Origin of the sequence: Methanoculleus frigidifontis, from assembly GCF_030464345.1 — an archaeon.
GTDB lineage: Archaea > Halobacteriota > Methanomicrobia > Methanomicrobiales > Methanoculleaceae > Methanoculleus_A > Methanoculleus_A frigidifontis.
The window spans coordinates 131,970-158,125 of record NZ_VCYH01000001.1; the positions used below are offsets into that span (position 1 = coordinate 131,970).

At 62.9% G+C, this 26,156-nt stretch carries 22 protein-coding genes; 14 read left to right on the forward strand and 8 right to left on the reverse strand.

Annotated elements, in window-relative coordinates; genetic code table 11:
- Nucleotides 1–14: 14 nt before the first annotated feature.
- From FGU65_RS00640 to FGU65_RS00650, 3 genes are all read right to left on the reverse strand, one after another.
- On the reverse strand, nt 15–3,230 hold the full coding sequence (locus FGU65_RS00640) for a tetratricopeptide repeat protein (protein WP_301662470.1): 3,216 nt from the start codon (nt 3,228–3,230) through the stop codon (nt 15–17).
- 293 nt (nt 3,231–3,523) lie between these two features.
- Nucleotides 3,524–3,910, reverse strand: a complete 387-nt coding sequence (locus FGU65_RS00645) for a rubredoxin (protein WP_301662471.1) — start codon at nt 3,908–3,910, stop codon at nt 3,524–3,526.
- Between the two features lie 115 nt (nt 3,911–4,025).
- On the reverse strand, nt 4,026–6,320 hold the full coding sequence (locus FGU65_RS00650; protein WP_301662472.1) for a PAS domain S-box protein: 2,295 nt from the start codon (nt 6,318–6,320) through the stop codon (nt 4,026–4,028).
- A gap of 410 nt (nt 6,321–6,730) precedes the next feature.
- On the opposite strand from FGU65_RS00650, the gene FGU65_RS15840 reads away from it, so the two are divergent.
- On the forward strand, nt 6,731–8,020 hold the full coding sequence (locus FGU65_RS15840; RefSeq protein WP_367652335.1) for a GNAT family N-acetyltransferase: 1,290 nt from the start codon (nt 6,731–6,733) through the stop codon (nt 8,018–8,020).
- A gap of 2 nt (nt 8,021–8,022) precedes the next feature.
- Here FGU65_RS15840 and FGU65_RS15960 read toward each other — a convergent pair whose 3' ends face one another.
- Both FGU65_RS15960 and FGU65_RS00670 read right to left on the reverse strand, forming a co-directional pair.
- Entirely contained in the window at nt 8,023–8,511 is a 489-nt protein-coding gene (locus FGU65_RS15960; protein ID WP_301662473.1) for a DnaJ domain-containing protein, read from the reverse strand.
- A gap of 42 nt (nt 8,512–8,553) precedes the next feature.
- A complete protein-coding gene (locus FGU65_RS00670) occupies nt 8,554–8,958 on the reverse strand; it encodes a DUF126 domain-containing protein (RefSeq protein ID WP_301662474.1) in 405 nt (134 codons plus the stop codon).
- 36 nt (nt 8,959–8,994) lie between these two features.
- Here FGU65_RS00670 and FGU65_RS00675 point away from each other — a divergent pair, with 36 nt between their 5' ends.
- Together FGU65_RS00675 and FGU65_RS00680 are read left to right on the forward strand one after the other, a co-directional pair.
- Entirely contained in the window at nt 8,995–10,173 is a 1,179-nt protein-coding gene (locus FGU65_RS00675; protein ID WP_437344426.1) for a proteasome-activating nucleotidase, read from the forward strand.
- A gap of 1 nt (nt 10,174) precedes the next feature.
- Nucleotides 10,175–10,627 (forward strand): DUF5804 family protein, encoded by a 453-nt coding sequence (locus FGU65_RS00680; protein ID WP_301662476.1) that lies wholly within the window; start codon nt 10,175–10,177, stop codon nt 10,625–10,627.
- Between the two features lie 399 nt (nt 10,628–11,026).
- Here FGU65_RS00680 and FGU65_RS00685 read toward each other — a convergent pair whose 3' ends face one another.
- The gene (locus FGU65_RS00685; RefSeq protein ID WP_301662477.1) at nt 11,027–12,265 is read right to left on the reverse strand and encodes a proteasome-activating nucleotidase; all 1,239 of its coding nucleotides are present in this window, start codon (nt 12,263–12,265) and stop codon (nt 11,027–11,029) included.
- A 57-nt stretch (nt 12,266–12,322) separates the two neighbouring features.
- On the opposite strand from FGU65_RS00685, the gene FGU65_RS00690 reads away from it, so the two are divergent.
- The 9 genes from FGU65_RS00690 to FGU65_RS00730 all read left to right on the forward strand — a co-directional run bounded on the left by FGU65_RS00690 (nt 12,323) and on the right by FGU65_RS00730 (nt 21,000).
- The gene (locus FGU65_RS00690) at nt 12,323–12,820 is read left to right on the forward strand and encodes a multiprotein bridging factor aMBF1 (protein ID WP_301662478.1); all 498 of its coding nucleotides are present in this window, start codon (nt 12,323–12,325) and stop codon (nt 12,818–12,820) included.
- Nucleotides 12,821–13,199: 379 nt separating this feature from the next.
- Complete coding sequence (locus tag FGU65_RS00695; RefSeq protein ID WP_301662479.1) at nt 13,200–13,991, forward strand: 2-amino-3,7-dideoxy-D-threo-hept-6-ulosonate synthase; 792 nt, start codon at nt 13,200–13,202, stop codon at nt 13,989–13,991.
- 5 nt (nt 13,992–13,996) lie between these two features.
- Nucleotides 13,997–14,782: a 2-amino-3,7-dideoxy-D-threo-hept-6-ulosonate synthase gene (locus tag FGU65_RS00700; protein ID WP_301662480.1), complete on the forward strand. Its 786-nt coding sequence runs from the start codon at nt 13,997–13,999 to the stop codon at nt 14,780–14,782.
- On the forward strand, nt 14,779–15,765 hold the full coding sequence (locus FGU65_RS00705) for a 3-dehydroquinate synthase II (RefSeq protein ID WP_301662481.1): 987 nt from the start codon (nt 14,779–14,781) through the stop codon (nt 15,763–15,765). The genes FGU65_RS00700 and FGU65_RS00705 overlap by 4 nt, the downstream gene beginning before the upstream one ends.
- Nucleotides 15,755–16,594: a prephenate dehydrogenase/arogenate dehydrogenase family protein gene (locus tag FGU65_RS00710; RefSeq protein WP_367652336.1), complete on the forward strand. Its 840-nt coding sequence runs from the start codon at nt 15,755–15,757 to the stop codon at nt 16,592–16,594. Before FGU65_RS00705 ends, FGU65_RS00710 begins: the two co-directional genes overlap by 11 nt.
- The gene (locus tag FGU65_RS00715) at nt 16,591–17,388 is read left to right on the forward strand and encodes a prephenate dehydratase (protein ID WP_301662482.1); all 798 of its coding nucleotides are present in this window, start codon (nt 16,591–16,593) and stop codon (nt 17,386–17,388) included. Before FGU65_RS00710 ends, FGU65_RS00715 begins: the two co-directional genes overlap by 4 nt.
- Nucleotides 17,379–18,647 (forward strand): 3-phosphoshikimate 1-carboxyvinyltransferase, encoded by a 1,269-nt coding sequence (gene aroA, locus FGU65_RS00720; protein ID WP_301662483.1) that lies wholly within the window; start codon nt 17,379–17,381, stop codon nt 18,645–18,647. Before FGU65_RS00715 ends, aroA begins: the two co-directional genes overlap by 10 nt.
- Entirely contained in the window at nt 18,644–19,996 is a 1,353-nt protein-coding gene (gene aroE, locus FGU65_RS00725; protein WP_301662484.1) for a shikimate dehydrogenase, read from the forward strand. The genes aroA and aroE overlap by 4 nt, the downstream gene beginning before the upstream one ends.
- The gene (locus FGU65_RS00730) at nt 19,993–21,000 is read left to right on the forward strand and encodes a chorismate synthase (protein ID WP_301662485.1); all 1,008 of its coding nucleotides are present in this window, start codon (nt 19,993–19,995) and stop codon (nt 20,998–21,000) included. Before aroE ends, FGU65_RS00730 begins: the two co-directional genes overlap by 4 nt.
- A gap of 284 nt (nt 21,001–21,284) precedes the next feature.
- On the opposite strand, the gene FGU65_RS00735 is transcribed toward FGU65_RS00730, so the two are convergent.
- Together FGU65_RS00735 and FGU65_RS00740 are read right to left on the reverse strand one after the other, a co-directional pair.
- On the reverse strand, nt 21,285–21,914 hold the full coding sequence (locus FGU65_RS00735; RefSeq protein WP_301662486.1) for a type I 3-dehydroquinate dehydratase: 630 nt from the start codon (nt 21,912–21,914) through the stop codon (nt 21,285–21,287).
- Nucleotides 21,915–21,957: 43 nt separating this feature from the next.
- On the reverse strand, nt 21,958–22,770 hold the full coding sequence (locus FGU65_RS00740) for a pyrroline-5-carboxylate reductase family protein (protein ID WP_301662487.1): 813 nt from the start codon (nt 22,768–22,770) through the stop codon (nt 21,958–21,960).
- A 120-nt stretch (nt 22,771–22,890) separates the two neighbouring features.
- Between FGU65_RS00740 and FGU65_RS00745 the strand changes: the two genes are divergently transcribed.
- A complete protein-coding gene (locus tag FGU65_RS00745) occupies nt 22,891–25,455 on the forward strand; it encodes a U32 family peptidase (RefSeq protein WP_301662488.1) in 2,565 nt (854 codons plus the stop codon).
- A 32-nt stretch (nt 25,456–25,487) separates the two neighbouring features.
- Nucleotides 25,488–26,156 (forward strand): triose-phosphate isomerase, encoded by a 669-nt coding sequence (tpiA, locus tag FGU65_RS00750; protein WP_301662489.1) that lies wholly within the window; start codon nt 25,488–25,490, stop codon nt 26,154–26,156.

Consider the following 26,156-nt stretch of genomic DNA (forward strand, 5'->3'; position numbering starts at 1 on the left):
TTTTCATCTCCGTCTCATGCCTGATCATCCAGCCTGGTTCCTTCGTTGAGCGCGACCGCCCGGGAGAAGCAGTCGGCGGCGTCGCGGTATCGTCCGAGGCGGTCAAAGACCCTGCCCTTCCGGTACCACGCCTGCGCGTGGTCCGGGTTTGCCGCGATCACCCGGTCGAAGCAGGCCAGCGCCGCCTCGTTCTCGCCGAGATGGGAGAGTGCGATCCCCTTGTTGAAGACGATGTTGGCGTCGTCGGTGCCGAGGACTGCGGCGCGGTCGAACGCCGCAACCGCATCGGCGTATCTCCCGAGTGTATCAAGGAGCATGCCCTGTGCGTTCCAGACGACGGCGTTCTGCGGGTCGATCTCAAGCGCCGTTTCGTAACTCTTCAGGGCGTCGTCGAACCTCCCGTTCTTCTCCAACACCATCCCGCGCATAAAGAGAGCAGCCGCGTTCTCGGGCTGGAGGACGATGATCTTGTCGATCGGCTTGATTGCGTCGGCGTATCGGCCGAGGCGGATAAGCGCGGTGCTCTTGGCATAGAGCGTGTCGATGTTCGTTGGTTCCTCTTCGAGGATGGCGGTGTACTCGGCAAGCGCCTCCTGGTACTTGCCCGCCTTCTCGCGTGCATCTGCAAGGGCGCGGCGTGTCGCGAGGTCCCCGGGATCGGCGGTGAGCACTTTCTCATAGCAGGCCTCGGCATCCGCGTATCGACCCAGCCAGACAGAGATCTCACCCCGCTGCTGCCATGCTGCCCGGTCACCGGCGTTCAGCTCGATGATGCTGTCCGAGCATTCGAGTGCGTCGTCGCAGCGCCCCATATGCACCAGCGCGCTCGCCAGAACGTGCCAGGCCTCCAGATTTTTATCGTCCTCCTGCAGCACCTGGGCATAGGACTTGATCGCGTCGGAGTACTTCCCGACCTTCTCCAGCACCTTCCCGAGCGCCATCCGTGCGTTCAGGTCGCCCGGAGCCTGTTCCAGGTACTGTTCAAATCCGGCGGCAGCTTCCTCATGTTTTCCAAGGTGTTCGAGCGACGACGCCCTGGTCTTCCGTGCGGCCGCGTTCGCGGGGTCGGCAGCCAGTACACGGTCGCAGCACGCGACCGCACGCTGGTACATGCCCAGGTGGAAGAGAGCATTTGAGAGCGCGAACTGTGCGCCGACATCGTCCGGCTTCTCCTGTACGATCCGTTCGAACGACTCTGCGGCACGGGCGTAGTCGCCCAGGTGCAGCATCGATTGTCCGCGGTGCAGCCAGGCGAAGAGGTTGCCGGGTTCTGTTTCGGTAACCTTCTCAAAGCATTCGGCAGCTTCATCGAACCGGCCGAGCGTGGTGAGCACCATGCCCGTGTTCAGGAGGAACCCCGAGTCTGCCGGGGCAGCCTCGAGGAGCCGGCGGTAACAGTCGAGCGCACGTTCGAATTTGCCCTGTTCCTCACATATCCTGGCCTTCCGGAGAAGCATTCCCGTATCGTCGTCATCGACCTGCAACACCCGCTCGATGCAGGTGAGTGCGTCGCCGTACCGACCGAGGCGTTCGAGGGCGGAGGCCTGCTCCTGCAGGCTGCCGAGGTCGTCGGGGCTCCTCTCCAGCACTTCTTCGAAGCACTGAAGGGCTTCAGCATAGCGTCCCAGCAGGAGGAGAGCCTTGCCCTTGCTCTTCAGAACTGCACCGTCGCCCGGATTGATCCGCAGCAGCGCATCGAAGGTCTCGATGGCATCGCGGTACCGGGAGCGGTGCATCAGTGCCGACCCGCGCTCCTGCAGTGCGATGACGTTCTCGGCGTCCTCCTGCAGGACGAGGTCGAGGCAGCCGAGCGCCTCGTCGTACCGGCCGAGGTTCATCAATGCATCGGCCTGCATGGCACGGGCGACTGCGTTCTGCGGCTCCGCATCAAGGACTGCTGCGAAGGCTTCGTCCGCCGCGTCGTACCGCCCCAGATGGAGGAGGGCTATGCCGCTGTCGAGCTGTGCACGGGTGTTCTCCGGTTCGGCATCGAGGACACGGGCAAAACTCTCCTGCGCCTCGTCGTACCGGCCGAGGTTGAGGAGCGCAACGCCGCGGTGGTAGAGCATGGTCGTGTTCCTGATATCGAACCGGGACGGTTTTGACCGGGGGGCGGCCGACTCGTCGCGCTCAAAGAGGCTCAGGTCGCCGCCGTTGCCGATCCAGCGCATGCTGCTGTCCGTCTTCTCCGCCACCCTGTCGAACGACTCTACCGCCTCTGCGTACTCTCCGAGCTGGAAGAGGGAGATGCCCCGGTTGTACCAGACGTGGTGCAGGTTCTGGTCGTGCTTGAGCACCTGATCAAAGGCCTTCACCGCACGGTCGTACTGGCCGAGGGTATCGTAGACGAGCCCCATCGTGTAGCGGACAAGCACCTGATCCGGGTCGAGCAGGGCAACTTTATCAAAACAGGCGGCGGCCTCCTTGTAGTCTCCTGCCCTGAGGAGATCGACGCCGCGCTGGTACCAGGCCGGCACGTCTTCAGGATCGACGGTATGTATCTTCTCGTAACACTGAGCTGCATCCCGGAACCGGCCCGCACCCTCCAGTGATCGTGCCTTCAGAAACAGGGCGTGCAGATTCCCGGAATTCTCCTTCAGCACCGCATCGCAGCAGGCAACTGCATCGTCGTACGCACCGAGGCGCTCAAGAGCGGCTCCTCTGCGGAGGACGGAATCGGTGTCGTCCGGGTTCGCCCGGACGAGCCGGTCGTATGCGGCTGCTGCTTCTCTGTAATCCCCTGCCTGCTCAAGCAGCAGTGCGAGGCGACGGCGGGCTCCGGTATCATCCGGATCAGCGTCGAGCGCCTTCTCAAATGCTTCGGCCGCTTCTCTGCGCCGGCCGAGCCGTTCGAGCAGATCCCCCCGCAGGTACCATGCCGCCGTATCTGAGGGTTCGCGCTCGACCACGCGGCCGATGGCATCAGCAGCCTCTGCATAGTTGCCGACCCTGCTCTGGACGTGCGCAAGTGTCCGGAGCGCCCCTGTGTCCTCCGGGTTCTTCTCAATTGCATTTTCGAGGCACTTTGCAGCATCTTCGTATCGACCAAGGCAGGAGAGCGCCCATCCGAGAGAGTGCCATACGGCAGCGTTCTCGGGATCGAGTTTGAGGGCTTTCTCATAGCTTTTTGCTGCTTCAGAATAGTTGCCGGCCTCGAGCTGGGTGTTTCCTTTATGGATCCATGGGTTCGGGTTCTTTCCCTGCCCCAGAATGTTTCCGAAGATATCCATATGCTCTGCTAACCCCTGACCGTTTGCTAGTACTTGGGTACACCTGCATCCTTAATACCTCTGTGGATTGTCTGACAGCGCGGCCGGGAGAGTACGGACGCATGCGATCTTCTCCGGGCGGCGGGTCTGAATGAAGAGGCGATCGGAGTGCTTCCGCCCTTCAGCGGTATGCAATATATCCGGCATCGCCGGGCGGCACGGAGGTGTTTTCAGCAGCACAAATCCGGCGCGGTTGTGGGCTCCGGCAGAGAATAGAACGGCCGGGGAGGGGAATGATTCCTCTCCGGGCCGGTTCAGAGATCGAGGATCGGTTCGAACTGCGCTTTGCGAACCGGTCCGTAGAACTCGGTGATCCGCGGGTCTATGCCGCAGACCGGGCAGCTGTAGTCCTCGGGCAGGTCTTCGAAGGCTGTACCCGCAGGGATTCCGCGCTTGGGCTCTCCCCGTTTCTGGTCATAGACGTAGCCGCAGACCTTGCAGACGTATCGGGTCGGTTCCCAGGGTACAAAGCCCCACTTTCCGACAGGCCCTTTCCCTGTCGCGCCGCAGACCGGGCAGACGTAATCGTCGGGCAGGTCTTCGAAGGCTGTGCCCTCCGGAATACCGCGGTGCGGTTCGCCCCGCAGGGGCGAATAGATATAGTTGCAGACTCTGCAGCGATACCGCTTCACTTTCTCCATTGTATATCCCTCGGAGTGGATGCGTGACCCTTGCCTTCCTGCCTGATAATGGTTGCCCCTGCCGGCATGGAACGGGGAAGACTTCATTGCGAAGGGGGTGGTTGCTCTCCGGTGTTTACGGAGATCCGGCGTGGTCGCGTTCTGCCGGAGAGGTCGCCTTTCCGGGGCTGTGCATCCCGGCGTGCCGGTACGAACCGTTCGGAACGTACATCTCAAACCGTGCCCCTGCACCGGGCGTGCCGGTCTCTTTGATGAAGAGATCCGTTATGGAGAGGATCTCGCGTGCCAGGAACAGGCCATATCCTGTGTTATTCCCAAAACCCCGTTTGAAAATGCTGTCTTTTTTGTCCGCAGGCAGGCCGTTCCCGTCGTCCTCGCAGATGATCGTCAGGCCGTCGTCGTCGATCCGGGTGTACACCCGGATCCTGCTGACCTGATCCCCGTGCCTGAGAGCGTTATCGAGGAGGTTATAGAATACCTTTTCAAGGAGCGGATCGGCAAATATCTCGAGGTCATCAAGCCTGATGGAGACCTGCACCCGGCCTGCATCGAGCGATGCCAGCGCACACTCGAAGGTCTCCTGAAGATTCTGCCAGGTCGGGAACTGAACGCCGATATCCTGGTAATCGGTCGTGAAGGCGATCTGCCGGTGTATGGTCTTTGCAGCCCCTTCCATCTTCGTGATATAGTCAAGCAGGAGCGGATCGGTGGAATGCTCCCGGGAAATATCCAGATAGCCGAGCAGGATGGTGAGCTGGTTGTGAACGTCATGCCTTGTGACACTGTTTAAGAGGTTGAGCTTCCGGTTGATCTGCCGGAGCACCTCTTCCGCTCTCTTTCTCTCGGTGATGTCGATCACCGTCGAGACCACTGCGTCGACCTGGCCGTCCTGCCCGTAGATCGGGTTCAGCTCGTAGACCTGCTCCGTATCGCCGGTGATGGCCGGGACGGTATACTCTCCCTGGAGGTGGCATCCGGTTGCAAAGACGGTCCGGAGTTGCCGTTCGATCGGCTCCATGATCTCGGGCGGCATTCCGAGGTCATGCCACGTCTTTCCGATCATATCGTCGGGTTTCAGGCCGCGCTCTTCGGCACCCTTCGAGCAGGCGTAGAGATATCGCAGGTCTCGGTCGTAGACGTAAAACTGGACCGGTGTCACGTCGAAGATCGTGTCGAGAAGGCGTTTCCGCGTCTCTATCTCTGCGATCAACTCTTCCCTCTCTTTTTCGGCACGCTTCATCTCGGTGATGTCCCGGATTGACTCGATAGCGCCGATGACGGCGCCGTCGCCGTCGTACAGGGGCGTTGCCTTGCCCCAGAGGATCCGGCCATCCAGTTCCGGCAATGGCTCGGCCGATTCGGCTACCAGCAACCCCGCTTCCTGCCGGATCATCCGGTATCTTCCGAGCCCGTCCTGATCCGGCAGGAGCACGAGATCGATCAGCATGGGACGCCGTTCTCCGTAGAACGGGAGCGCATATGCATACTCTCCTCTTCCGACGATCTCTGCGGCCGCAACGCCGGTCATCTCCTCGATGGCTTTGTTCCAGGATATGACCCGCGAGCCGGTGTCGATAGCGAAGGTGGCCTCCGGCAGGTGGTCGATGATGGTAGAGAGACGCCGCTCCGACTGTATGAGCGCTTCTTCGGCAGTCTTTCGTTTTGTTACGTCCCGTCCGACCGACTGGTACTCGATCAGGCGTCCGGCGGCGTCGAAGATCGCCCGGTCGTTCCAGTGCTGCCACCGAACCGAGCCATCCGGCATAACGATCCGGTGTTCGATAGAGGAGACGGGATTGTCCGGCGTCAGAGAGGCGAAGTAGTCGCGGAGGTGGTCACGTTCCTCAGCCGGAACCTCCGGGGCGAACCGGTGCCCCACTATCTCGTCGCACCGCTTCCCGAAGTATCTGCAGTAGGCTTCGTTGACGAAGAGGATGACCCCGTCGGGGCGGAACCGGGTGATGAGTTCCGTCTGGCTCTCGACGACGGCGCGGTAGCGCTCTTCGCTTGCCTTGAGCGCCGCCTCCGTCCACCCGCGCCGGGACGCCTTGTGGATCATCTGTTGCAGTTCGGCGAAGATCGAACGGGGATCGCCCCCTTTCTCGAGGTAAAAGTCTGCACCGCTGTTGAGCGCTTCGATCGCAACGTTCTCTCTGCCTTTGCCGGTGAAGATGATAAATGGTGTCGTGTCGTCCTGTGACCGGAGCGCCTGCAGAAACGCGATGCCGCTCATCTCCGGCATGTCGTAATCGGATACGATGACATCGAAGTGCTGTCCCTGCAGACGTTCGAGTGCCTCCCGTGCAGAGGATGCGCACACGATTGCGTACTTTCCCCCTCGCTCGAGGAATAGACGGGTAACGTCGAGCAGGGGGGGCTCGTCGTCTACAAGAAGCACTGATATCTGCATGGTCACTCCGGGCGTCTCTTCCGGGCAGAAGAGTTCCTGATCCCTTCTCTCTGCTCAGACGGCAGTGCCTGTCCGGGTATTCTACCAACCGCATGCAGGAAAATAGCAACCGGAATTTTCATCGTACGCTACTCTTTATAGTGTCGGTTTTGAGTTATTAAGTAGTTATTGCTTATCTCGGAAACAAAGGGAAATTTTCCCTTTTTATTGCAATTACCGGTCAAATCCGCACGATGCCGAGCAGCCCTCTCCGGCTTGGGCGGGGAGGCTTCCTCCCCGTGAGACCCTTCCCGTCGGCAGGCCCGGAGGGAACGAGTATCGCCGTTGCTGCCGACCCATATGCGGATCAGCGGATGGGTATGTATTAATCGGAGGTTGCCCCATCAAAAGATACGCATAAGGAGATCGTGATGTTTGAGAGGGTACTGGTTCCGACTGATTTCTCTGATTACTCCCGGAGGACGGTGGAATGCATCGGGCAGATCCCCGGTGTACGGGAGGTGATCCTGTTGCATGTCGTCGATGAGGATCGTGCGATGACCCGGACGTGGATCTCCGGACATCTCTTTGAAGAGCCGCTGGAATACATCGATCGGGAACTGCAGCGCCAGAGAGAGTACGTCAGCGGTCTCGGCCTGACGGCGATCCCGGTCATTGATGTCGTAAAAGATGGGGATGTCGCCGAGGCAATCATCTCACGCGCTACAGACGAGCAGATCCCTCTGATCGTCTGTGGAGCCAGAGGTAAGGGGATCATCCAGGGGTACTTCCTTGGCAGCGTCTCTTCACGCGTCCTCACCCGGAGCAGGGCGGATATTCTGATCACCCGCTACTGGAATGGCGGTATGGAAGCATGCCGGACGAACATCTTTTCGCGAGTGCTCTGCCCGGTCGATTTCTCCAGACCGTCCCGGATGGTACTGGACTTTGTCAAAGGAATCGACCGTGCATCGGAGATTATCCTGGTTCATGTCATCAGGAGTGCGGAGACACGGGAGGAGCTGGTGTCTGCCATCGAGAATTCAGAGGCGCGGCTCCGGGAAATGGCGCTCGGGCTGGAGCGTGACGACCGTGCGGTAAAGATACTTGTCCGGTTTGGAAATCCCGCTCAGGAGATCACCGACTGCGCCGAGGAAGAAGACGTCTCTCTCATTCTTCTGGCCCGGTATGGGGAGCAGGACTACTTCCGGAACATTCCGCTCGGAAGTACGGCCGCCGAAGTGGCGAAGCGTGCCCGTCGGCCGGTCTTCGTCAAGTATCCGATCATCTCGCTGACGGTGCAGGCCAGGGAACTGGATGCGGCGGAGTTTTCGAAGGCCGAGAAGCTCTGGGAGCAGTATCACCAGCAGAAAGCAGACCCGGAGATGGACAGGATATTCGGGGTGTTTCTGGACGGCAACCTCGTCAACGTTGCGCGATGCCGGCGGCACCCCGACGGTATGGAGGTCGACGGTGTCTTCACACCCGAAGAGTTCCGGGGGCGCGGGTATGCCAGGCGAGCGGTTGCGGCGCTGGTTGCGGCCTGCGGGGATGCGGTGCTCTACATGCATGCGACGCGTGAACTCGTCTCGTTCTACGGCATATTCGGCTTTGGTCCCATCAGGGAGGATGAACTGCCGCCCAGCATCCGGGAGCGCTACGTCTTTGCCCTCGGCAACATGGAGGGCTCAAACGTCTGCCCGATGAGGAGGGAGCCCTGAAACTATTTTTTTCGTGCTCCATTGCCCCGGGTGAGGGGTGCGAGGAGCGCTTTGAGCAGAAGAACGAATATCATGAAGAACGCTCCGACGAGGAGCATCACCAGCGCAGCGACAGCTATGAGAGTGCCTCCACCACCTGTCCCTGTCCGCGAAAACCCCTTTCCGGGTTTATAATAGTAGGTGTATTGCCGTGACGTTGTCTGCTGGTATCCAGGGGACTCCCCGTCTCCGGTGTACGCGGTCCGGGCCTGTCCGGTTGCAAGGAGCATGTCGTACTCTGCCCGCTTTGCCGGGTCGGAGAGGGTTTCGTACGCCTCCTGTATCTTCAGGAATTTTTCGGCGGCATCTGGTTCGGAGCTCGTATCCGGGTGATACCGTTTCACGAGTCTGCGGTAGGCAGACCGGATCTCCCGCTCGTCAGCCCCGTGTGTCACCCCGAGCACGGCGTAGTAGTCTTCCACAACCATCTGGCGTCTGCCTCTTTCGGGCATCAATCTTCCGGTCGCCTCTCCGCTCTCCAGCTCCCGGGGCGGTTATTCTGTATCGCCGCAGATGAGCTCGCCGGAATCGCCTTCCACGGTCACTTCGGTGCCGTCCTGCAGGTCGGCGAGATCGAGCGGCAGCCGGTCGATCATTGGTATCCCGGCGATGATTGCCCCGACGGCGATGATGGGTTCCGCCTCGACGTTGATGATGGCTGCCGGGGCGGTGCCGTTCTGCTGCAGCGCGTAGATGATGTACGATCCTACCGTGGAGCCTTTCCCGTAGGGGAACGCCAGTACCCGCCCGGCGACCGTCTTTCCCTCGAGCGGGTGCCCTTTCTCAACCACGATGCCGGTATCCGGGTTCACGCCGGAGAGGAACGATATCGGTGCGGGACTGACGAGGAGCTCTCCTCTGCCTGACCCCTTCGCTATGCTTCTTCCCTTCAAGATCATACGACCACACTAATAAGAGGTTAGAGAGCCAACTATATGAGTACCATGGACGAAACCATTGGCAGCAACCCTGGCAGTGAGCACGATATGCTCGCTCTCCAGATCCAGGATCTCAAGGCGCAGATCCTGGATCTGAAACTCAAGAGCGAGCTGGCGGAGAAGGAGCTCGCCCAGCTTCGCAAAGAAAACAGCCAGCTGAAGCGTGTGCCTCTGTTTGTTGCCGTTGTGGTCGATGTACTGGAAAAAGGTGAAGTATATCTCCGGCAGCAGGGCAACAATCAGGAATACGTCACGGCGGTGAACGAAAAACTGCACCGCACACTCAAACCGGGCATGAAGGTTGCAGTCAACAACACCCTCTCCATCGTCAAGATCATCGGGAACATCTTTGACTCCCGCATCCGGGTGATGGAGCTTGAAGAGCAGCCGGACGTTACGTTCGAGAACGTCGGCGGCCTTGGGGAAGAGATCGAGGAGGTTCGCGAGGCGGTCGAGTATCCGCTGACGAAACCTGAGATCTACGAGCGGATCGGTGTCGAGCCCCCGAAGGGCATCCTCCTTCACGGTCCGCCGGGCACCGGCAAGACGCTGATCGCGAAAGCGGTCGCCCACAACTCAAACGCTCGCTTCATCAGGATGTCGGGCAGCGAGCTCGTGCACAAATACATCGGTGAAGGAGCACAGCTCGTCCGCGAGCTCTTCATCCTGGCACGGGAACGGGCTCCCTCCATCGTCTTCATCGACGAGATCGATGCCATCGGCAGCATGCGGACGCACGACGGCACGAGCGGCAGTGCCGAGGTGCAGCGGACGCTGATGCAGCTCCTGGCCGAGATGGATGGGTTCGGCAATCGCGGCAACGTGCGGATTATGGCTGCGACCAACCGGATCGACATGCTGGATCCGGCGCTGCTGCGGCCGGGACGGTTCGACCGGATCATCAGTGTGCCGCTTCCGGACGAGGGGTCACGGCGTGAGATCCTGAAGATCCACACGGCAAAACTGACCTTAAGCGACGTCGACCTCGAGGCGATCGTCGGCCTGACCGGTGGCGCAACCGGTGCCGAGCTGCAGGCCATCGCCCGCGAAGCCGGTATGATGGCGGTTCGCCGCGATGCGGAGGCAGTGGAGCAGTCCGACTTCCTTGCTGCGATCAAGAAAGTGCGGCGCGAGGAGCGGCAGACATTCACCCCGGATACCCGGATGTATCTCTGATATGGATGTGCTGTTGATCCAGGCGGAGGGGGTCGATCTCTACACGACTCTTGTAAAATCAGAGACGAGCCGGGGAATACTCCGGTTCTACCACCCCACCCGCCTGGACTACGGTGTGCTTATCAGGACTGCGTCCCTCGGAAGCAGCCTCTCTCTTATTTCCGAGATCCGATGGTATATCCGCCGGTACGTCGAGGAGGTGCTCTTTTTGATGCCAGAAGGGACATACTGTTCGCTCGATCTGGTGCAGCAGGTGTACAAGCGGAACATCCGGCTCCGGGCGCCGTGGCAGCACCGCAGCCTCTACGCCATCAGGGACGGTCGCCTCGTCCAGTCGCTGCCGATTGCGCCGGGCAAAGAACGGAGCGATTATGCCGAACTCCTCGAGGGCATGGACGACGTGCTCGAGGTCTGGTGTACCGACCCCGAGGCTGAAGACCGAGCGACTCTTTGATCCCGGCATTCCTGGGGTTTTTCGTGTAGGGAACTTGGCTTCTGCTCTTTGCCCTATTCTCGACCGACATTCTGTGCAAGATCTCTACGATTCCGGAAAACCCGGCCGTGGGGAGAATCGCCATGGGGGTGAGGCCAGAGGAGGGGGCCGGCCCCCCTCCCCTGAAACCCCTCCCCCGGTGCGATAGCCCACGAAGGACACTGCTCCGGGGTTTGTATGCCGTGTTGCTTCTCTGGAATCTGTTCTCCGAAATTCCGAAGCATGGAATGTACCTTCTGGGGAATGCACCCGGATATGGTTGCCGTCTCGGCCAGCCGCCCCTTCGGGAAACCTCGGGCAAAAAATCTCTCAGTCGTCTCTCTGAGCGGAAATTTAAAAGAAAAAAGATAGTTTCGTATCTCAGGCAAACATCGCACCGAACGAGGTGTGGATGTGGTGTTTGTCGAAGTCCAGCGAGAGCTTGTCGATCGCTTTGAGGAAGTCCTCCTTCGTCACCGTATCGTGTTCGCTCCGGATTGCAAACATTCCTGCCTCCATACAGATTGCCCGGAGATCCGCACCGTTCTTCCCCTCGGTCAGGCGCGCCACCTCGGAAAGATCGACGTTCTCGTCGAGGGTCATGGTTTTGGTATGGATCTTCATGATCGAGAGCCTGCCATGGAAGTCGGGGAGCGGGATCTCGATCATCCGGTCGAACCGGCCCGGCCGGAGGAGGGCGCGGTCAAGGATGTCAATCCGGTTGGTGGCGCCGATGATCTTGACGTCGCCCCGGTTCTCGAAGCCGTCCATCTCGGCCAGGAGTTGCATCAGCGTCCGCTGCACCTCGCGATCACCCGAGGTTGTCGAATCGTTCCGGTGCGCTCCGATGGCGTCGATCTCGTCAATGAAGATGATCGACGGCGCCTTCTGTTTGGCGAGGTCGAAGAGCTCGCGAACGAGCCGTGCGCCCTCACCGATATACTTCTGCACCAGTTCGGAGCCGACGACCCGGAGGAAGTAGGCGTTCGTCTTGTTTGCGACTGCGCGTGCAAGCAGCGTCTTGCCGGTGCCGGGCGGGCCGTAGAGAAGGACGCCCTTCGGCGGCGCGATCCCGATCCTGTCGAAGAGCTCGGGGCGCGTCAGCGGGAGTTCGACCGCTTCCTGGATCTCCACGATCTGCTGGTCGAGACCGCCGATATTCTCGTAGGTCTCGTCCGGAGACTCCACCAGTTCCATGCCGTAGACCTGCGAGTCGTAACTCGTGGGAAGGACGTCGACGATGGCAAGGGACTGCTGGTTTAAGGTGCACCGTACGCCCGGCTTGAGGAGATCCGGGTCAATGAGCTGGGATGTCCGGACAAGGAACCGCGGGCCTGCGCTGCTCCGCACAATCACCCGGTTACTATCCACGACGTCCGTAACCGTGCCGATGACGAGAGGCGGGCTCCGGAGCTGCTCGATCTCGCTCTTGAGTTTCCGGAGTTCCCTCTCGTACCGGATCTTCTGGGTCTCGATATAGCGTTTCTCCGATTCCATCTGTCGGAACTGTTCGCGCAGCTCCAGGTTTCGATTTTCGAGGTTGGTTATCCGTTCAAGCAGATACTGGTAGAGATCTTCACCGGTATCCTTGTCTGGTGCTTGCCGAGCTATATCTCCCATAGGTCTCCTCGATTAATTATATAGGGTAAAATGGATATAAAGTTCTTTGCGAGAATCATGCAATGTGAATTATGCGGCGCTCCTATCCATGGACCGTCAAAGACGGTGCAGATCGAAGGTGCAGAACTCTGTGTATGCGTCAGATGTGCAAAATACGGAACCGAAGTCCAGCAGTCACGGCGCGGGGGAGCCCCTGTGTATCGAGCAGGAAAGCCAGTTGCTTCTACGCCGCAGCCCCGGAGAAGACCGCGGGATGTCTTCGACCTGATTGAGGGCGAGATAGTCGACGATTACAGCACCCGCATCAGAACAGCCCGGGAAATGAAGGGCTGGTCGACGCAGGATCTTGCGCACGAGATAAAAGAGCGTGAGGTTCTGATCAAGAAGATCGAGAAGGGCGATCTCATTCCGGAGGATGCCGTCCGGAAGAAGATCGAGCGGGCGCTTGAGATCAAACTTGTAGATTCTTCGGTCGACGAGGCCGAATCCCGTAGTAGCGGCAGGGTGACGACGACCATCGGCGACGTCATTTCCTTTAAAAAGATCCGCAAGTAACCGATACCGAGAGCGGTACGAGCGGATACGGGCAGGGGCGTCGCCCTGATCCGGTCGGGAGACGCGGCCGCGTCTCCCGTCGCCGATCCTCCGGCTGCGGGGCTCAGGTTTTTATATCAGAACCGCCTACGATACTAGCGATGCGTGGTGAATGTTTTTTCGCCGGTGAGGGCTTTTATCTCAACGAGTGACCTCTCCGTCCACCGTGCAGGTGTTATCGACCTATTTCTCACAATGACCTTCTCCGTTACCGGAGGGGCATTGCAGTACGCGTTTTTCCCCTATTTTAGCTTTAGCGCTTTTCGCGCTTATTATCCCTGGCGCTGATGCGTTCCGGAAAAATCGGAACTTTCGGCGGCCTTTGGGAGGAGTTGTGCTTATGAGAGGAAAAGAAATTCGTATGGAACGTATCATGGATCGGAATACCGGAAAGACCATCATCGTACCGATGGATCATGGTGCTACCCAGGGTCCGATCCCGGGACTGATTGACACAGGAAGGACTATCGACCGCGTGGCGGAGGGTGGGGCGAATGCGGTGATCGGGCATATCGGGCTTGCCCTGCATGGCCATCGCGGACACGGGAGGGATGTCGGGCTCATCCTGCACCTCTCGGCAAGCACCGCGATCGGCCCGGACCCGAACGACAAGGTGCTGGTGAACACCGTCGCCAATGCCCTGAAGATGGGTGCCGACGGTGTCTCGGTGCATATCAATGTCGGTGCGGATTCGGAGGCCCGGATGCTCGAAGACCTTGGCCGCATCGCCGTTGAGTGCATTGAATGGGGGATGCCGCTCCTCGCGATGATGTACCCGCGCGGCAGGAAGGTCGCAAGCGAAAACGGGCTTGAGGACGTCAAGCTCGCCGCCCGGGTAGCCGCGGAGCTCGGCGCCGACATCGTGAAGACTGTCTACACCGGTGACCCGGACTCGTTCCGCGAAGTGACGCAGGGGTGTCCGGTGCCGGTGGTCGTCGCCGGAGGGTCGAAGACCGACGATCTGGCCATCCTGGAACTGATTCAGGGGGCGATGGAAGGGGGTGCGGCAGGCATCTCCATCGGGAGGAACGCATTCCAGCACCCGAGGCCTGCAGACCTGATGCGTGCCGCCGCGCTGATCGTACACGGAGGGCGGTCCGCTGCAGAGGCGATCGAGACGATACGGGAGTGAGAGAGATGATTGGAAAAGAGATACGTCTGGAACGGATTATGGATCGAAACACGGGGAGATCCGTGATAATCCCCATGGATCACGGGTTCACCCTCGGCCAGATCGAGGGGCTGCGGGATATGACCCGGATCGTCTCCGATGTCAGTGAGGCGGGTGCGAACGCCATCGTCCTGCATAAAGGGATGGTGAAGGGCGGCCACCGGAAACACGGCAGGGATATCGGGCTCGTCGTCCACCTCTCGGCGAGCACGTCCTTAAACCCCGACCCGAACGACAAGGTGCTGGTCTGCACCGTCGAGGAGGCTGTCGCCCTCGGTGCGGATGCCGTCTCGATCCACATCAACCTCGGGGCGCCGCATGAATCCAGCATGATCGAGTCGGCGGGGATGGTGGTGAAAGAGTGCAACCGGTGGGGAATGCCGCTGCTGATCATGATCTACCCCCGCGGCGAGGGGATCGATCCGACCTCCCCGCAGGCGATCGGGCACTGCGTCCGGGTCGCCGAGGAGCTCGGCGCAGATATCATCAAGACAAACTACACCGGCGACCCCGAGTCGTTCCGGCAGATCACGGATGCCTGTTCGGTTCCTGTCATGGTCGCAGGGGGCGAGAAGGGAGGAGACGTTGAGACGCTCTCCACCATCCGGGAGGCGATCGGCGCAGGGGCTGCCGGTGTCTGCATGGGGAGAAACGCCTTCCAGCGGGAGAACGTGCGGCAGTTCGTCCGGGCGATCTGCCGGGTGGTGCACGACGGCGCCGACCCGGAGCGGGTGCTGGAGATGGAGTCATGAAGCGGTTCTGGGTAGATCTCCGGCCTTGGGAGAGCGATCTCGCGACGACGGCAATCGAGAGCGGAGCGGACGCTCTGGTGGTCGAGGATGCCGGGCGGGTGCGCGAACTTGCACGGGTAACGACGATCGCGCCCGACGGCGATCTTATGCCCGGCGAAGACGTCTTTGAGGTGACGATCACCGATAAAGAGAGTGAGGACGAAGCGGTCCGCCTTGCCGGCAGGGGCTTTGTGATCGTCCGGACGCAGGACTGGACGGTGATCCCGCTCGAGAACCTGGTCGCGCAGTCGGACCGGATCATCGCCGCCGTGAGAAACAGGGAGGAGGCGGCGGTGGCGCTGACCGTCCTTGAGCGGGGCGTCGCCGGAGTCCTGCTGACGACCGATGATCCGGCAGTCATCCGGGACGTGGCGTCCCTGGTATCCACCGGTCGCGGGAACGTTGCTCTCGTTCCCTTCACAGTCACCGGTATCCGGCCGGTGGGGATGGGTGACCGCGTCTGCGTCGATACCTGCTCCCTCCTTGCGGACGGACAGGGGATGCTCGTCGGCAACACCTCCTCGGCATTCCTGCTCGTGCACCCGGAGACGCTGGAGAACCCGTACGTGGCGCCGCGCCCGTTCCGGGTCAATGCCGGTGCAGTCCATGCCTACATCATGCTCCCGGATGGGAAGACGGCATACCTCGCAGACCTGAAGGTCGGCGATCGCGTCATGGTCGCGGAGAGCGCAGGCAAGGCGACCGACGCAATCGTCGGCAGAGTGAAGATAGAGCGCCGCCCGCTCCTCCTTGTGGAGGCCGAGACCGGAGAAGGCCGCGCAACGCTCGTCCTGCAGAATGCCGAGACGATCCGGCTCGTCGGCGAGGGCGGCGAGGCAGTATCGGTCGTCGATCTCCGAGAGGGCGACCGCATCCTCGGGTGCACCGCCGAAGGCGGCCGGCACTTCGGTATGCCTGTGCAGGAGACTATTCGTGAGAAGTAAACCCATGCAGGTCGGCATCATCGGCGGCACCGGGAAGATGGGCAGGTTCTTTGCAGACGTCTTCTCGTCCGCCGGATGGGACGTCAGCGTCTCGGGGCGGAAGACGGCCCTCACGAATCGCGACGTCGCGGAGCAGGCAGATGTCGTGATGGTCTCGGTTCCCATCAGGGAGACGGTCCGGGTCATCGCGGAGATCGCGGCGCACCTCTCGGAGCGGCAGATCCTCTGCGATCTCACCTCGCTGAAGGCAGAGCCCGTCCGCGCGATGCTCACGTCGCCTGCCCGCGTCATCGGGCTGCACCCGATGTTCGGGCCGGGGGCTGAGTCGCTCCGCGGCCAGACGATCATCGTCACCCCGGCCCGGTGCGAGCCTGAGGATCTCACCCTCCTGCTCGACGTCTTCGAGCGGCAGGGAGCCTCAATCACCATCACCACCCCCGAAGAGCACGACCGGATGATGGCGGTCATCCAGGGGCTGACCCACGTCTCCACCCTTGCCGCGGCGGAGACGATCCGGAGGGAAGAGGTGGACGTCGCAGAGTCGCTCACCTTTACGAGCCCGATCTACCGCATCCAGATGGGGCTGATCGGACGGCTGCTTGCCCAGGACCCCGATCTCTACGGCGATATGCTCCGGATGAACCCGGCCGTTCCCGGCGTGCTCGCCGCATTCGAGGACGCCGTCCGCGATCTGCGCTCCGTGGTGGAGAGCGATGACCCTGCCCGGTTCCGCGAGTATTTCGCAAGAAACGCCCGGCACTACGAGACCTACGGCAGCGACGCCACCCGCGAGACCGATGACCTGATACGCTGCGTGGTGAGCAGATGACTCTCGTAACCCTCGGGCCTGCGGGCACGTTCAGCCATGAACTCGCAATGCGCCTCTACGGCGACGACTGCACGCTCCTCCCCACCATCGGGAGGATCATCGAGACGGTTGCACGCGGTGGGACGGACGGCCTCGTGCCGCTGGAGAACAGCGAGGCAGGCGGCGTCGGCCCGACCCTCCAGGGGCTCCGTGACGAGGCGGTCTTCATCACCGAAGAGATCTATATGCCTATCCGCCACCACTTTGCGGCACGGGGCGATCCATCGGCGATCACGACTGTCTTTGCGCACCCGCAGACGCACGAGCAGTGCAGCGATTTCCTCGACCGGCTCGGCGCCGACGTCGTGCATACCAGCAGCAACGCAGCGAGCGCCCGTGCGCTGCTGGAACACGACGATGCGGGCGCCGTCGTCTCTCTGAGCGCGGCGGAGATATACCAGATCCCGGTCGTCAGGCAGGATGTGCAGAACAGCAGCCGGAACGTCACCCGGTTCGTCCGGATAGCGTCGGCACCGCGGGACGGTGCCGGGTGCACCAAGTGCAGCATCCTCATCGATCCTTCGGCCGACCGTGTGGGGCTCCTCTACGATCTGCTCGGCGTCTTTGCGGCCCGGTCCGTGAACCTGACCCGGATCGAGTCGCGGCCGTCCCGGCGCGGTATCGGAACGTACGTCTTCTTCATCGATTTTGCGGTCACATCGGGCTGCGGCGATGTGCTCGCCGAGCTGCACGGCATGACTGCGGTGAAGGAGCTCGGGTGTTACACCTGCCGGGAGGTGCCGGAATGGAGGTGACCCTCTCGCGCCGCCCGGCGGTGGATCTTCGCTTCTCCGCGCCGCCCTCCAAGAGCTATACGCACCGTGCACTGATCGCCGCCGCACTTGCCGCCGGGGAGAGCCGGGTCACCCGCCCGCTCGACGCCGACGACACCCGGCTGACCGCTGGCGCCCTGCAGCGCCTCGGCGTCCCGGTAGACTGGCGCGACGGCGGGATCGCCGTTACGGGGTGCGGCGGCCGCCTGCCGCCCGGCGATCCGGTGACCCTCGATCTCGGCAACTCCGGGACGAGCCTGCGGCTGCTCACCTCGGTCGCCCTCCTCTCTCCGCGGCCGGTGGTGCTCACCGGGAATGCGCGGATGCTGGAGCGGCCGCTTGAGCCGCTTGCGGAGGCTCTATGCGCCCTCGGCGGCAGGGTGACCTCCCTCGGCAGGGTCGGCTATCCGCCGATCCGGGTGGAGGGCAGGCTGCAGGGCGGGGCGGCCGTCGTCGACGGGAGCATGAGCAGCCAGTTCATCTCGTCGATCCTGATGGCCGCTCCGTTTGCAGAGGAGGATGTCGAGCTCTCCATCCCCGACGTCCCGGCGTCCCGCTCGTACCTCGATGTAACGGCGGACGTGATGCAGGCCTTCGGCGTCTGGATCGAGCGGGATGGGTATACCCGGTTCCGGGTGCGAAGCGGCAGCACCTACCTGGGGCGGGAGTATGCGGTTGAGGGTGACTACTCCTCGGCATCCTACTTCTTCGCCGTCGCCGCCGTCTGCGGCGGCAGGGTCACGGTCGATACCCTCAACCCGGCGTCTGCGCAGGGAGATCGGCGGTTTCTCGAAGCGCTCAGTCGGATGGGGTGCCGGGTGACCGCCGGAGATGGGAGCGTAACGGTCGAGCGGAGCGGCGACCTACGTGGGATTACGATCGATATGTCCACCGCACCCGATACGGTGCAGACGCTGGCTGCCGTTGCGGCAGTGGCGGCCTCTCCGACGACGATCACCGGGATCGGTCACCTGAAGTACAAGGAGAGCGACCGCGTCGGCGTCACGGCGGAGACGCTGCGCCGGATGGGAGCGGGCGTTACGGTCGGCAGTGACCGGATGACGATCGAGCCCGCCCCTCTCCGCGGCGTGACTGTCGACCCGCAGGACGACCACCGGACCGCGATGGCCTTTGCCGTCCTCGGGCTCGGCTTCGGCGGCGTGACGATCACTGATCCGGCCTGCGTGAGCAAGTCGTTCCCGGGATTCTGGGATGCCCTCCGGGAGGCTGGTCTGTTGTGAAGGTCGTGCTGACCGGGTTTCGGGGCACCGGGAAGACCACCGTCGGGCGCCGTCTTGCCGAGCACCTCCACCTCCCCCTCATCGATACGGATGCCTGCATCGAGGAGCAGGCCGGGATGCCCATCCCGGAGATCTTCCGTTCCCGCGGCGAGGCCGGGTTCCGGCTGCTCGAACGGGAGGTCATTGCATCGCTCCGGAACGAAGATTGCGTGATCGCCACCGGCGGCGGAGCGGTCTGCGACCCCGCGAACGTCGAAGATCTCAGGTACAACGCGACGATCGTCCTGCTGACGGCAGACCCGGGTGTCATTGAGGAGCGGATCCGGGGAAGCGATCGGCCCGCCCTCACGGATCTTCCGGCTGCGGGCGAGATACGCCACCTGCTCCAGGTGCGCCGCCAGGCCTACCGGAGCAGTGCCGACGTCTGCATCGAGACCGGGAACGCCGCATCTCCGGAGATCGCCGCCTGGATTGCCCGCACCCTCGCGGAAGGCACGGTGAGTGCCGGGAACCGCAGGGAGGCGGCGCTGCTCGCGCGGGAGATGGGGATCGGCGACGCGGTCGCCGGCGACCCTGCGACCCGGCTCTGTGGAATTGCCGGGAACCCCTGCGCGCACAGTAAGAGCCCGGGGCTCTACAAACGCCTCTTTGAGAGGTTCGGGATGAACTACCGCTATACCCGGTTCGAGTGGCACGATATCGGGACGATCGTCAGGCTTGCACGGCTGCTGGACGTCCGCGGCATGAGCGTCACCATTCCCTTCAAGGTCGATATCGTCCCGTATCTCGACGAGGTATCGGAAGATGCCGCCGCCATCGGCGCGGTCAACACGGTCGTGCAGTGCGGCGGGGTGATGCAGGGGTTCAACACCGACTGGCTGGGTATCAGGATTCCTCTCCGGCACCGCGCCGGCGGGCGGGCGGTGGTGCTCGGCGCCGGCGGGGCTGCCGCCGCTGCCGTCTACGCCCTCCAGTCCCTGGATATGGAGGTGACCGTCCTGAACCGGACGCCGGAGAAGGCGCGCACTCTCGCAAGCCGCTACGGTTGCGCCGCAGGCGGTCTCGACGCCTTCGAAGGGCGCGACGTCGACGTCGTCGTCAACACGACGCCGGTCGGGATGGAGGGCGATGCCCGGAGTCTGCTTACCGTAGAGCAACTTGAAATGGGAATGACGGTCTATGATTGTGTATACACGCCGCCAGAGACGCCGCTCCTCCGTGAGGCTGTCCGGGCAGGGTGCGAGACGATCGCCGGCACCGAGATGTTCGTGCACCAGGCGGTCGAACAGTTCCGGCTGATCACCGGCATCGCCGTGGAGCCGGCGCTGGTCCGGGAGATGATGGAGTGAACACCTACGGAAGAAACTTCAGGGTCACGACCTTCGGGGAGAGCCACGGGAAGGCACTCGGGGCGGTCATCGACGGGTGCCCGCCCGGAATCGCCCTTGCGGAGGCGGATATCCAGCCCTACCTCGACCGCAGGCGGCCGGGAACGAGCGATCTTGTCTCCGCCCGCAGCGAGGCCGACCGGGTGGAGATCCTCTCCGGAACGTTCGAGGGGGTGACGACCGGGACACCCCTCGCCCTCATCGTCTACAACAGCAATCAGCGGTCCGGCGACTACGATGCGCTCCGCGATCTCTTCCGCCCCGGGCACGCGGATTATACCTACCACGCGAAGTACGGCATCCGCGACCACCGCGGCGGCGGGCGCAGTTCCGGCCGGGAGACACTCTCCCGCGTTGCCGCTGGAGCCGTGGCGGTGAACATTCTTGGATGCTGCGGTATCCGCGTTGCAGGATCGATCCGTGAGATTCACGGAAAGACCGGGCACGCCGAGATGGAGGCGGAGATACGGAGCGCCCGCGACCGGGGAGATTCGGTCGGCGGGATCGTTGAGGTGATTGTCACCGGGTGCCCGCCGGGGCTTGGCGATCCGGTATTCGGGAAGCTCGACGCGGCAATCGCCGCAGCCCTGATGGGCATCGGTGCGGTGAAGGGCGTCGAGATCGGCGACGGTTTTGCCGCGGCACGGGCATCCGGGAGCGAGAACAACGACCCGCTGACGCCGGAAGGCTTCGCCAGCAACCACGCGGGCGGCATCCTCGGCGGGATCAGCACCGGGCAGGAGATCGTTGCCAGGATCGCCGTCAAACCCACGCCGTCGATAAATCTTCCGCAACGGACGGTCGACGCCGCAGGGGCGGAGCGGGAGATCCGGATCGGCGGGCGGCACGACCCCTGCATCGTGCCGAGGATCGTGCCGGTTGCCGAGTGCATGACGGCGCTCGCCGTCCTCGACGCCTTCCTCGAGCGGGAGAAGTATCGGGGCTTTCTGGAAAAAGAGGAATGAGGGTCCGGCGCTTGTGTGGAAAAAGTGGATGGAGGGAGGATGATATGCGGGTGTTCTCCTCCCCATGCTTTTTATCCACAGCGATGCAGAGAACATGCGTCGGACCGTGAGGGGAATCTTCACGGGGGTGGAGCCAGCCCCTTCCCCTGATACCCCTCCTCCAATGCGATTGCCGTCACGGTCTGATTTTCGAAGCGATTTCAGTGCTTGTTACCAGAAAGCGGCTCTTCTGTAAAGAAATGCCGGATCGGTATCAGTAGGCCTTATTCGGCACCGGCTTGCAATTACCGGAGCATCTCCAGGAGCTGCTTGAGCTCCTCCACGTGGTACTGGCCCCGTGCGGTCGGCGTGCCGACGTGGCAGTAGGCGAGCTCCGAACCGAAGAGCGGGAGGAGGGCGCGGGCGCATCGGAACTGCTCCCCTACAATACTCACGCAGATCGGCTTTGGCGCTTCGCTGGTGTATGCCAGGAGGTCGAGGAGTTCCGCCTGCGACCGGAGCCCTACCGCAATCTTCGGGATATCCCCGAACAAACGGAGTTCGAGAGCGATCTGCTCGAGTTCAAACCGGGTCGGCATATCCGGGCGGTGGAGCGACGCGATGATCTGCACGCCGTGGGACATGATCTTCGGTGCGTGCTCGCGGTACCGGGTCTCGATGTCCACCAGGTCGACGTGCCGCACCAGGGGCTCGATGATCGCGAACCAGTCGTCGGACGTCCCCTCAAACCGTCCTCCTTCGTCACGGCTCCGCAGGGTGGCGATCAGCGGGAGGACGGTCCGTGCCCGTATCAGTTCGACGGTGCCCGCGAGGTCGCCCTCCATCATATCAAGGCGAAGTTCGATGAAGTTCGCCTTCGCCGAGACTGCCATGTCGAGCATATCGGGTTCCTGAATGGAGGCGACGATCTTCATGGTTCTCGGGAAGGTATACGGTCAGGATGCATAATAAGTCTGTTCATCCACCAAAAGACAGCAGTGCAGCGTTCCGGGCGAGCATCCGCTCGAACATGGCATCGAGAACCGGTGGAAGGTCGGTCTGCAGGGCTGCAACCCCTGCCTCGGTGATCCCTCCCGGAGTGGCAACCCGGCGGATCAGGTCTTCAAGACTTGTTCCGGTCGCCTCGAGGTACGCCGCGGTCCCGATCAGCGTCTCCCGGACCAGCCGGCCGGCGTCTTCCCGGGTAAGATCGCTTCCGCGGACGGCGGCGTGGAGCAGTTCTTCAGAGATTGCCGCGATCAATGCCGGGCCGCAGCCGGATATGACGGTTGCTGCCGCTAGGTTCTCCTCGCCGACCCTGACAACGGATCCTATCGCAGAAAAGAGCCGCTCCACCCGTTCTGCCTCCGTCGTGCGCGTCCTGCTCTCATGCGCGATCAGGGTCGTGCCCCTGCCGACTTCCGAGAGGATGCTCGGCATCGCGCGGGTGACGGGGCCGGGATATGCATCCTCCAGGGTTTTGAGGTCAGGCGCTGCGGCGATGGAGACGAGGTGCTCGTCGCCGCGGAGAGCCGGGATGATCTCGTCAAGGACGCGTTGCACGTCGGGCGGCCTGACGCAGAGAACGACGAGATCGCAGCGCCGGGCAAGGCCGGCGTTGTCGGCGGCGAGGGTTATGCCCGGATAGCGGGTTCTGAGCGCCTCGGCGGCGGTGAGGCTCCGGGAAGTGACGACGAGCTCTTCCTGCTCAAGGGCGCCGGACGCGAGAAACCCCTCCGCCAGCATGCTCCCCATATGTCCGTAGCCGATGATGCCTGTCTGCCGGTTCATGGATGTACTGGAGCGGCTCTCCCGATGAACCCCTGCTTTTGCTCTCGTGCCGGGCACAATCATATAGTCCCCTCCGGCTCCACATATCTGGTACTCACGAGAGGCTGGGAACGAACAGAGATGTCCGGAGAACAGATACGAAGAGAGGGTGCGCTCCCCGAACTGCTTGCCCCTGCGGGTTCGCCCGACGCGCTCGCCGCAGCGGTGGCTGCAGGCGCCGACGCCGTCTACCTGAGCGGGACGCGGTTCGGGGCACGCCGGTACGCCGCAAACTTCCCCGAGGACGGTCTCGCGGAGGCGATCGCGTACGCGCACCTCCGGGGGGTGCGTGTCTACGTCACGGTCAACACGCTGATCCGGGATGCCGAGCTCGCCGACGTGGCCGCATACCTCGTCCGGCTCTACGAGGTGGGAGCCGATGCGGTGCTGGTGCAGGACAGCGGCGTGGCTGCCCTCGCCCGGCAGATCGTCCCGGATCTGCCGGTTCACGCCTCCACCCAGATGACGGTCCACAACCGCGAGGGGGTCGTATGGGCGGCTGAGCACGGCTTTTCCCGCGTCGTCCTGGCCCGGGAGATGCCGCTCTCCGATATCGAAGCCATCGCCCGGGATGCCCGAACCCACCGGGTCGGCCTTGAGGTCTTCGTCCACGGCGCCCTTTGCTACTGCTACTCGGGCCAGTGCCTTCTCTCATCGGTCATCGGCGGGCGGAGCGGGAACCGGGGGATCTGTGCTCAGCCGTGCAGAAAACCCTACGATCTCCTCGTCGGGGGAAAAGACGATTACGGCAGGCCGGTCGACCTTCGGCAGGTCCCCCTCGCGGACGCCTACCTCCTCTCCACCCGCGACCTTGCGGTCTACCCGAATCTCGATGCGGTCGTGGCGGCTCCGGTCGCGTCGCTCAAGATAGAGGGCAGGATGCGGTCGCCCGAATATGTCGCGACGGTGGTGGATATCTACCGGCGGGCGCTCGACGGCATCGCCGCCGGCGGGTGGCGGCCAGGTGAGGAAGACCGACAGAACCTTGCGCTGGCATTTACCCGGGGGTTCACGGCGGGGTATCTCCTCGGTGATCGGGACGTGATGGGGCGCGATCTCCCCGGCAACCGCGGCATCTTCGTCGGGACGGTGACGGCGTTCAATCCCCGCAGGAAGGAAGTGACCGTGCGGCTTGCAGGAACCCTTGTGCCCGCTCCGGGCGACGGGCTCGCCGTATGTCTGGTCCGCTCCGGCAGTGAGGAGGGGATGGTGGTGCGGACGTCGCCGGTGGTGCAGGGTGACCGGATGATCCTCGCCGTTCCCTTCTCCATCGAATCGGGATCGCGGATCTCCCTGACCAGACGGGCGGCGCTGGAGGAACACGCCCGGCAGATTGCAGCCCGTGAGCCTCCGGCTATCCCCCTGGATGTGAGTGTCTCCTTTGAGGATGCAGCGCCCGTGCTTGCGGGGAGCATACGCGCTCCGGACGGGCGGGAGCTCCGGTTCCGGATGCGAGGTCCTGCCCTGGAGCCCGCCCGGAGCCGTCCGCTTACCGCAGAGCAGCTCGAAGCCCAGTTCACAAAGACCGGTGGGACACGGTTTGTGATCCCGCACCTGCGGCTCGACTACCCGGGCGGGCTCTTCGCCCCGCTCAGCGAGCTGAACCGCCTGCGGCGGGAGTTTCTCGACCGGGCGGCGGCGACGCTCGCAGCATCCTTCCGCCCCGGTCAGGAGTCTTCCCGCCGCGCTGCAGAGCGGCTCGGAGCGATCCTCCCAGAGCTCGCGGCCGCTCCGGCGCGGCCGCAGCGCCGCCAGAAGCCGACCCTCTCGGTCTACACCGCAACGCTCGACGAGGTGCGGGGTGCGGTGAGCGGCGGCGCCCGGACGGTTTTCTTTGAACCTGCCGCTCACCCCGGTGATGCGTCGGCGCTGCTCATCGAGGCCGCCGGTATCTGCCGGAACAGCGGGGCACAGCTCGTCTGGAAGTGGCCGTCGATCACCGACCGGCGGTTCCTGGATGCGGCCGCGCCCCTTCTCCCGTCCCTTGCGGCGGCGGGCATTGCCGGGGTGATGGTGAGCGGCGTCGGGGCGGCGGTGGCCGCCACCGGAGCAGGTGCTGCCCTGCCGCTCTACGGCGCGGCGGGCCTGAACGTCTGGAACCACCGTACGGTCGCCGCCCTCGCGCCCCTCTTTGCCCACCTGACACTCTCGCCGGAGCTCTCCGGTGGCGACCTCGCCGGTCTCGTTGCCCGCTCGCAAAGCCTGCCGTCCTGCCCGCGCCTCGAGATCATCGTGGAGGGGAACCTCGAGGCGCTGGTGACCGAGGATCGCCTGCTCGCCCTTGCGTCCGGGACGGATGAGACCTTCCGGGGACTTCGGGACAGCAGACGCCGCGTCTTCCCTATACGGGCTGACGCCGCAGGAAGGACATATCTTGCAAACGCGGTCGAGACATCGCTGATCGATCATGTCCCCGACCTTCTTGCGGCCGGATACGACTCGCTCGCCATCGACGCCCGCGGTCGCACCGGCCGCTACGCGCAGGAGATGGCCGGGATCTACCGCTCTGCCATTGAGGCGGGATCTGTGACCCGCAGGATGAAGGAGGAGGTGAAACGGCGATCGTGCGGAGGGATCACAGCCGGCCACTTCCTCCGTGGCGTGCAGGAAGCGGAGAGTTCCTCTCCGGAAGAGATCGTTTATTAAAACGTGCGCCCTATCAGTCAAAAGTGATCGATATGGTGTCACCTCTGATTCTGATCAATCTGAAGACCTACCAGGAAGGCATCGGCGGCAGCGCCCACCGGATCGCCACCGCTGCAGAGAATGTCGCAAAAGAGAGCGGCGTGACCATCGGCGTCGCGCCGTCATTTATGGATCTTCGTCCCCTGAGCACGCACTTCTCGATTCCGGTCTACGCGCAGCACATCGACGGGATAACCCCGGGCGCCCATACCGGCTACATCCTCCCTGAGGCGGTGAAGCTCGCCGGGGCGCACGGGACGCTGATCAACCACTCCGAGCGGAGACTCACCCTCGCCGACATCGAAGCCGCCGTCGCGGCTGCAAAACGCCTGCAGCTCGAGACGGTCGTCTGCACAAACAACGTCGCCACCAGTGCTGCGGCGGCGGCGCTCGCCCCCGATTACGTGGCCATCGAACCGCCCGAACTGATCGGCAGCGGCGTCTCGGTCTCAAAGGCTGACCCGGAGATCATCAGGCGGTCGGTGGAGGCCGTGCGGGGCGTCCGTGATGACGTACAGGTTCTGACCGGCGCCGGGATCCAGTCCGGCGACTGCGTAAAGATCGCGCTCGACCTCGGAACGCAGGGCGTCCTGCTGGCATCCAGCGTCGTCAAGGCGGACGATCCTGCGGCGGTCCTCCGCGAACTGGTCTCTCTCCTGTAG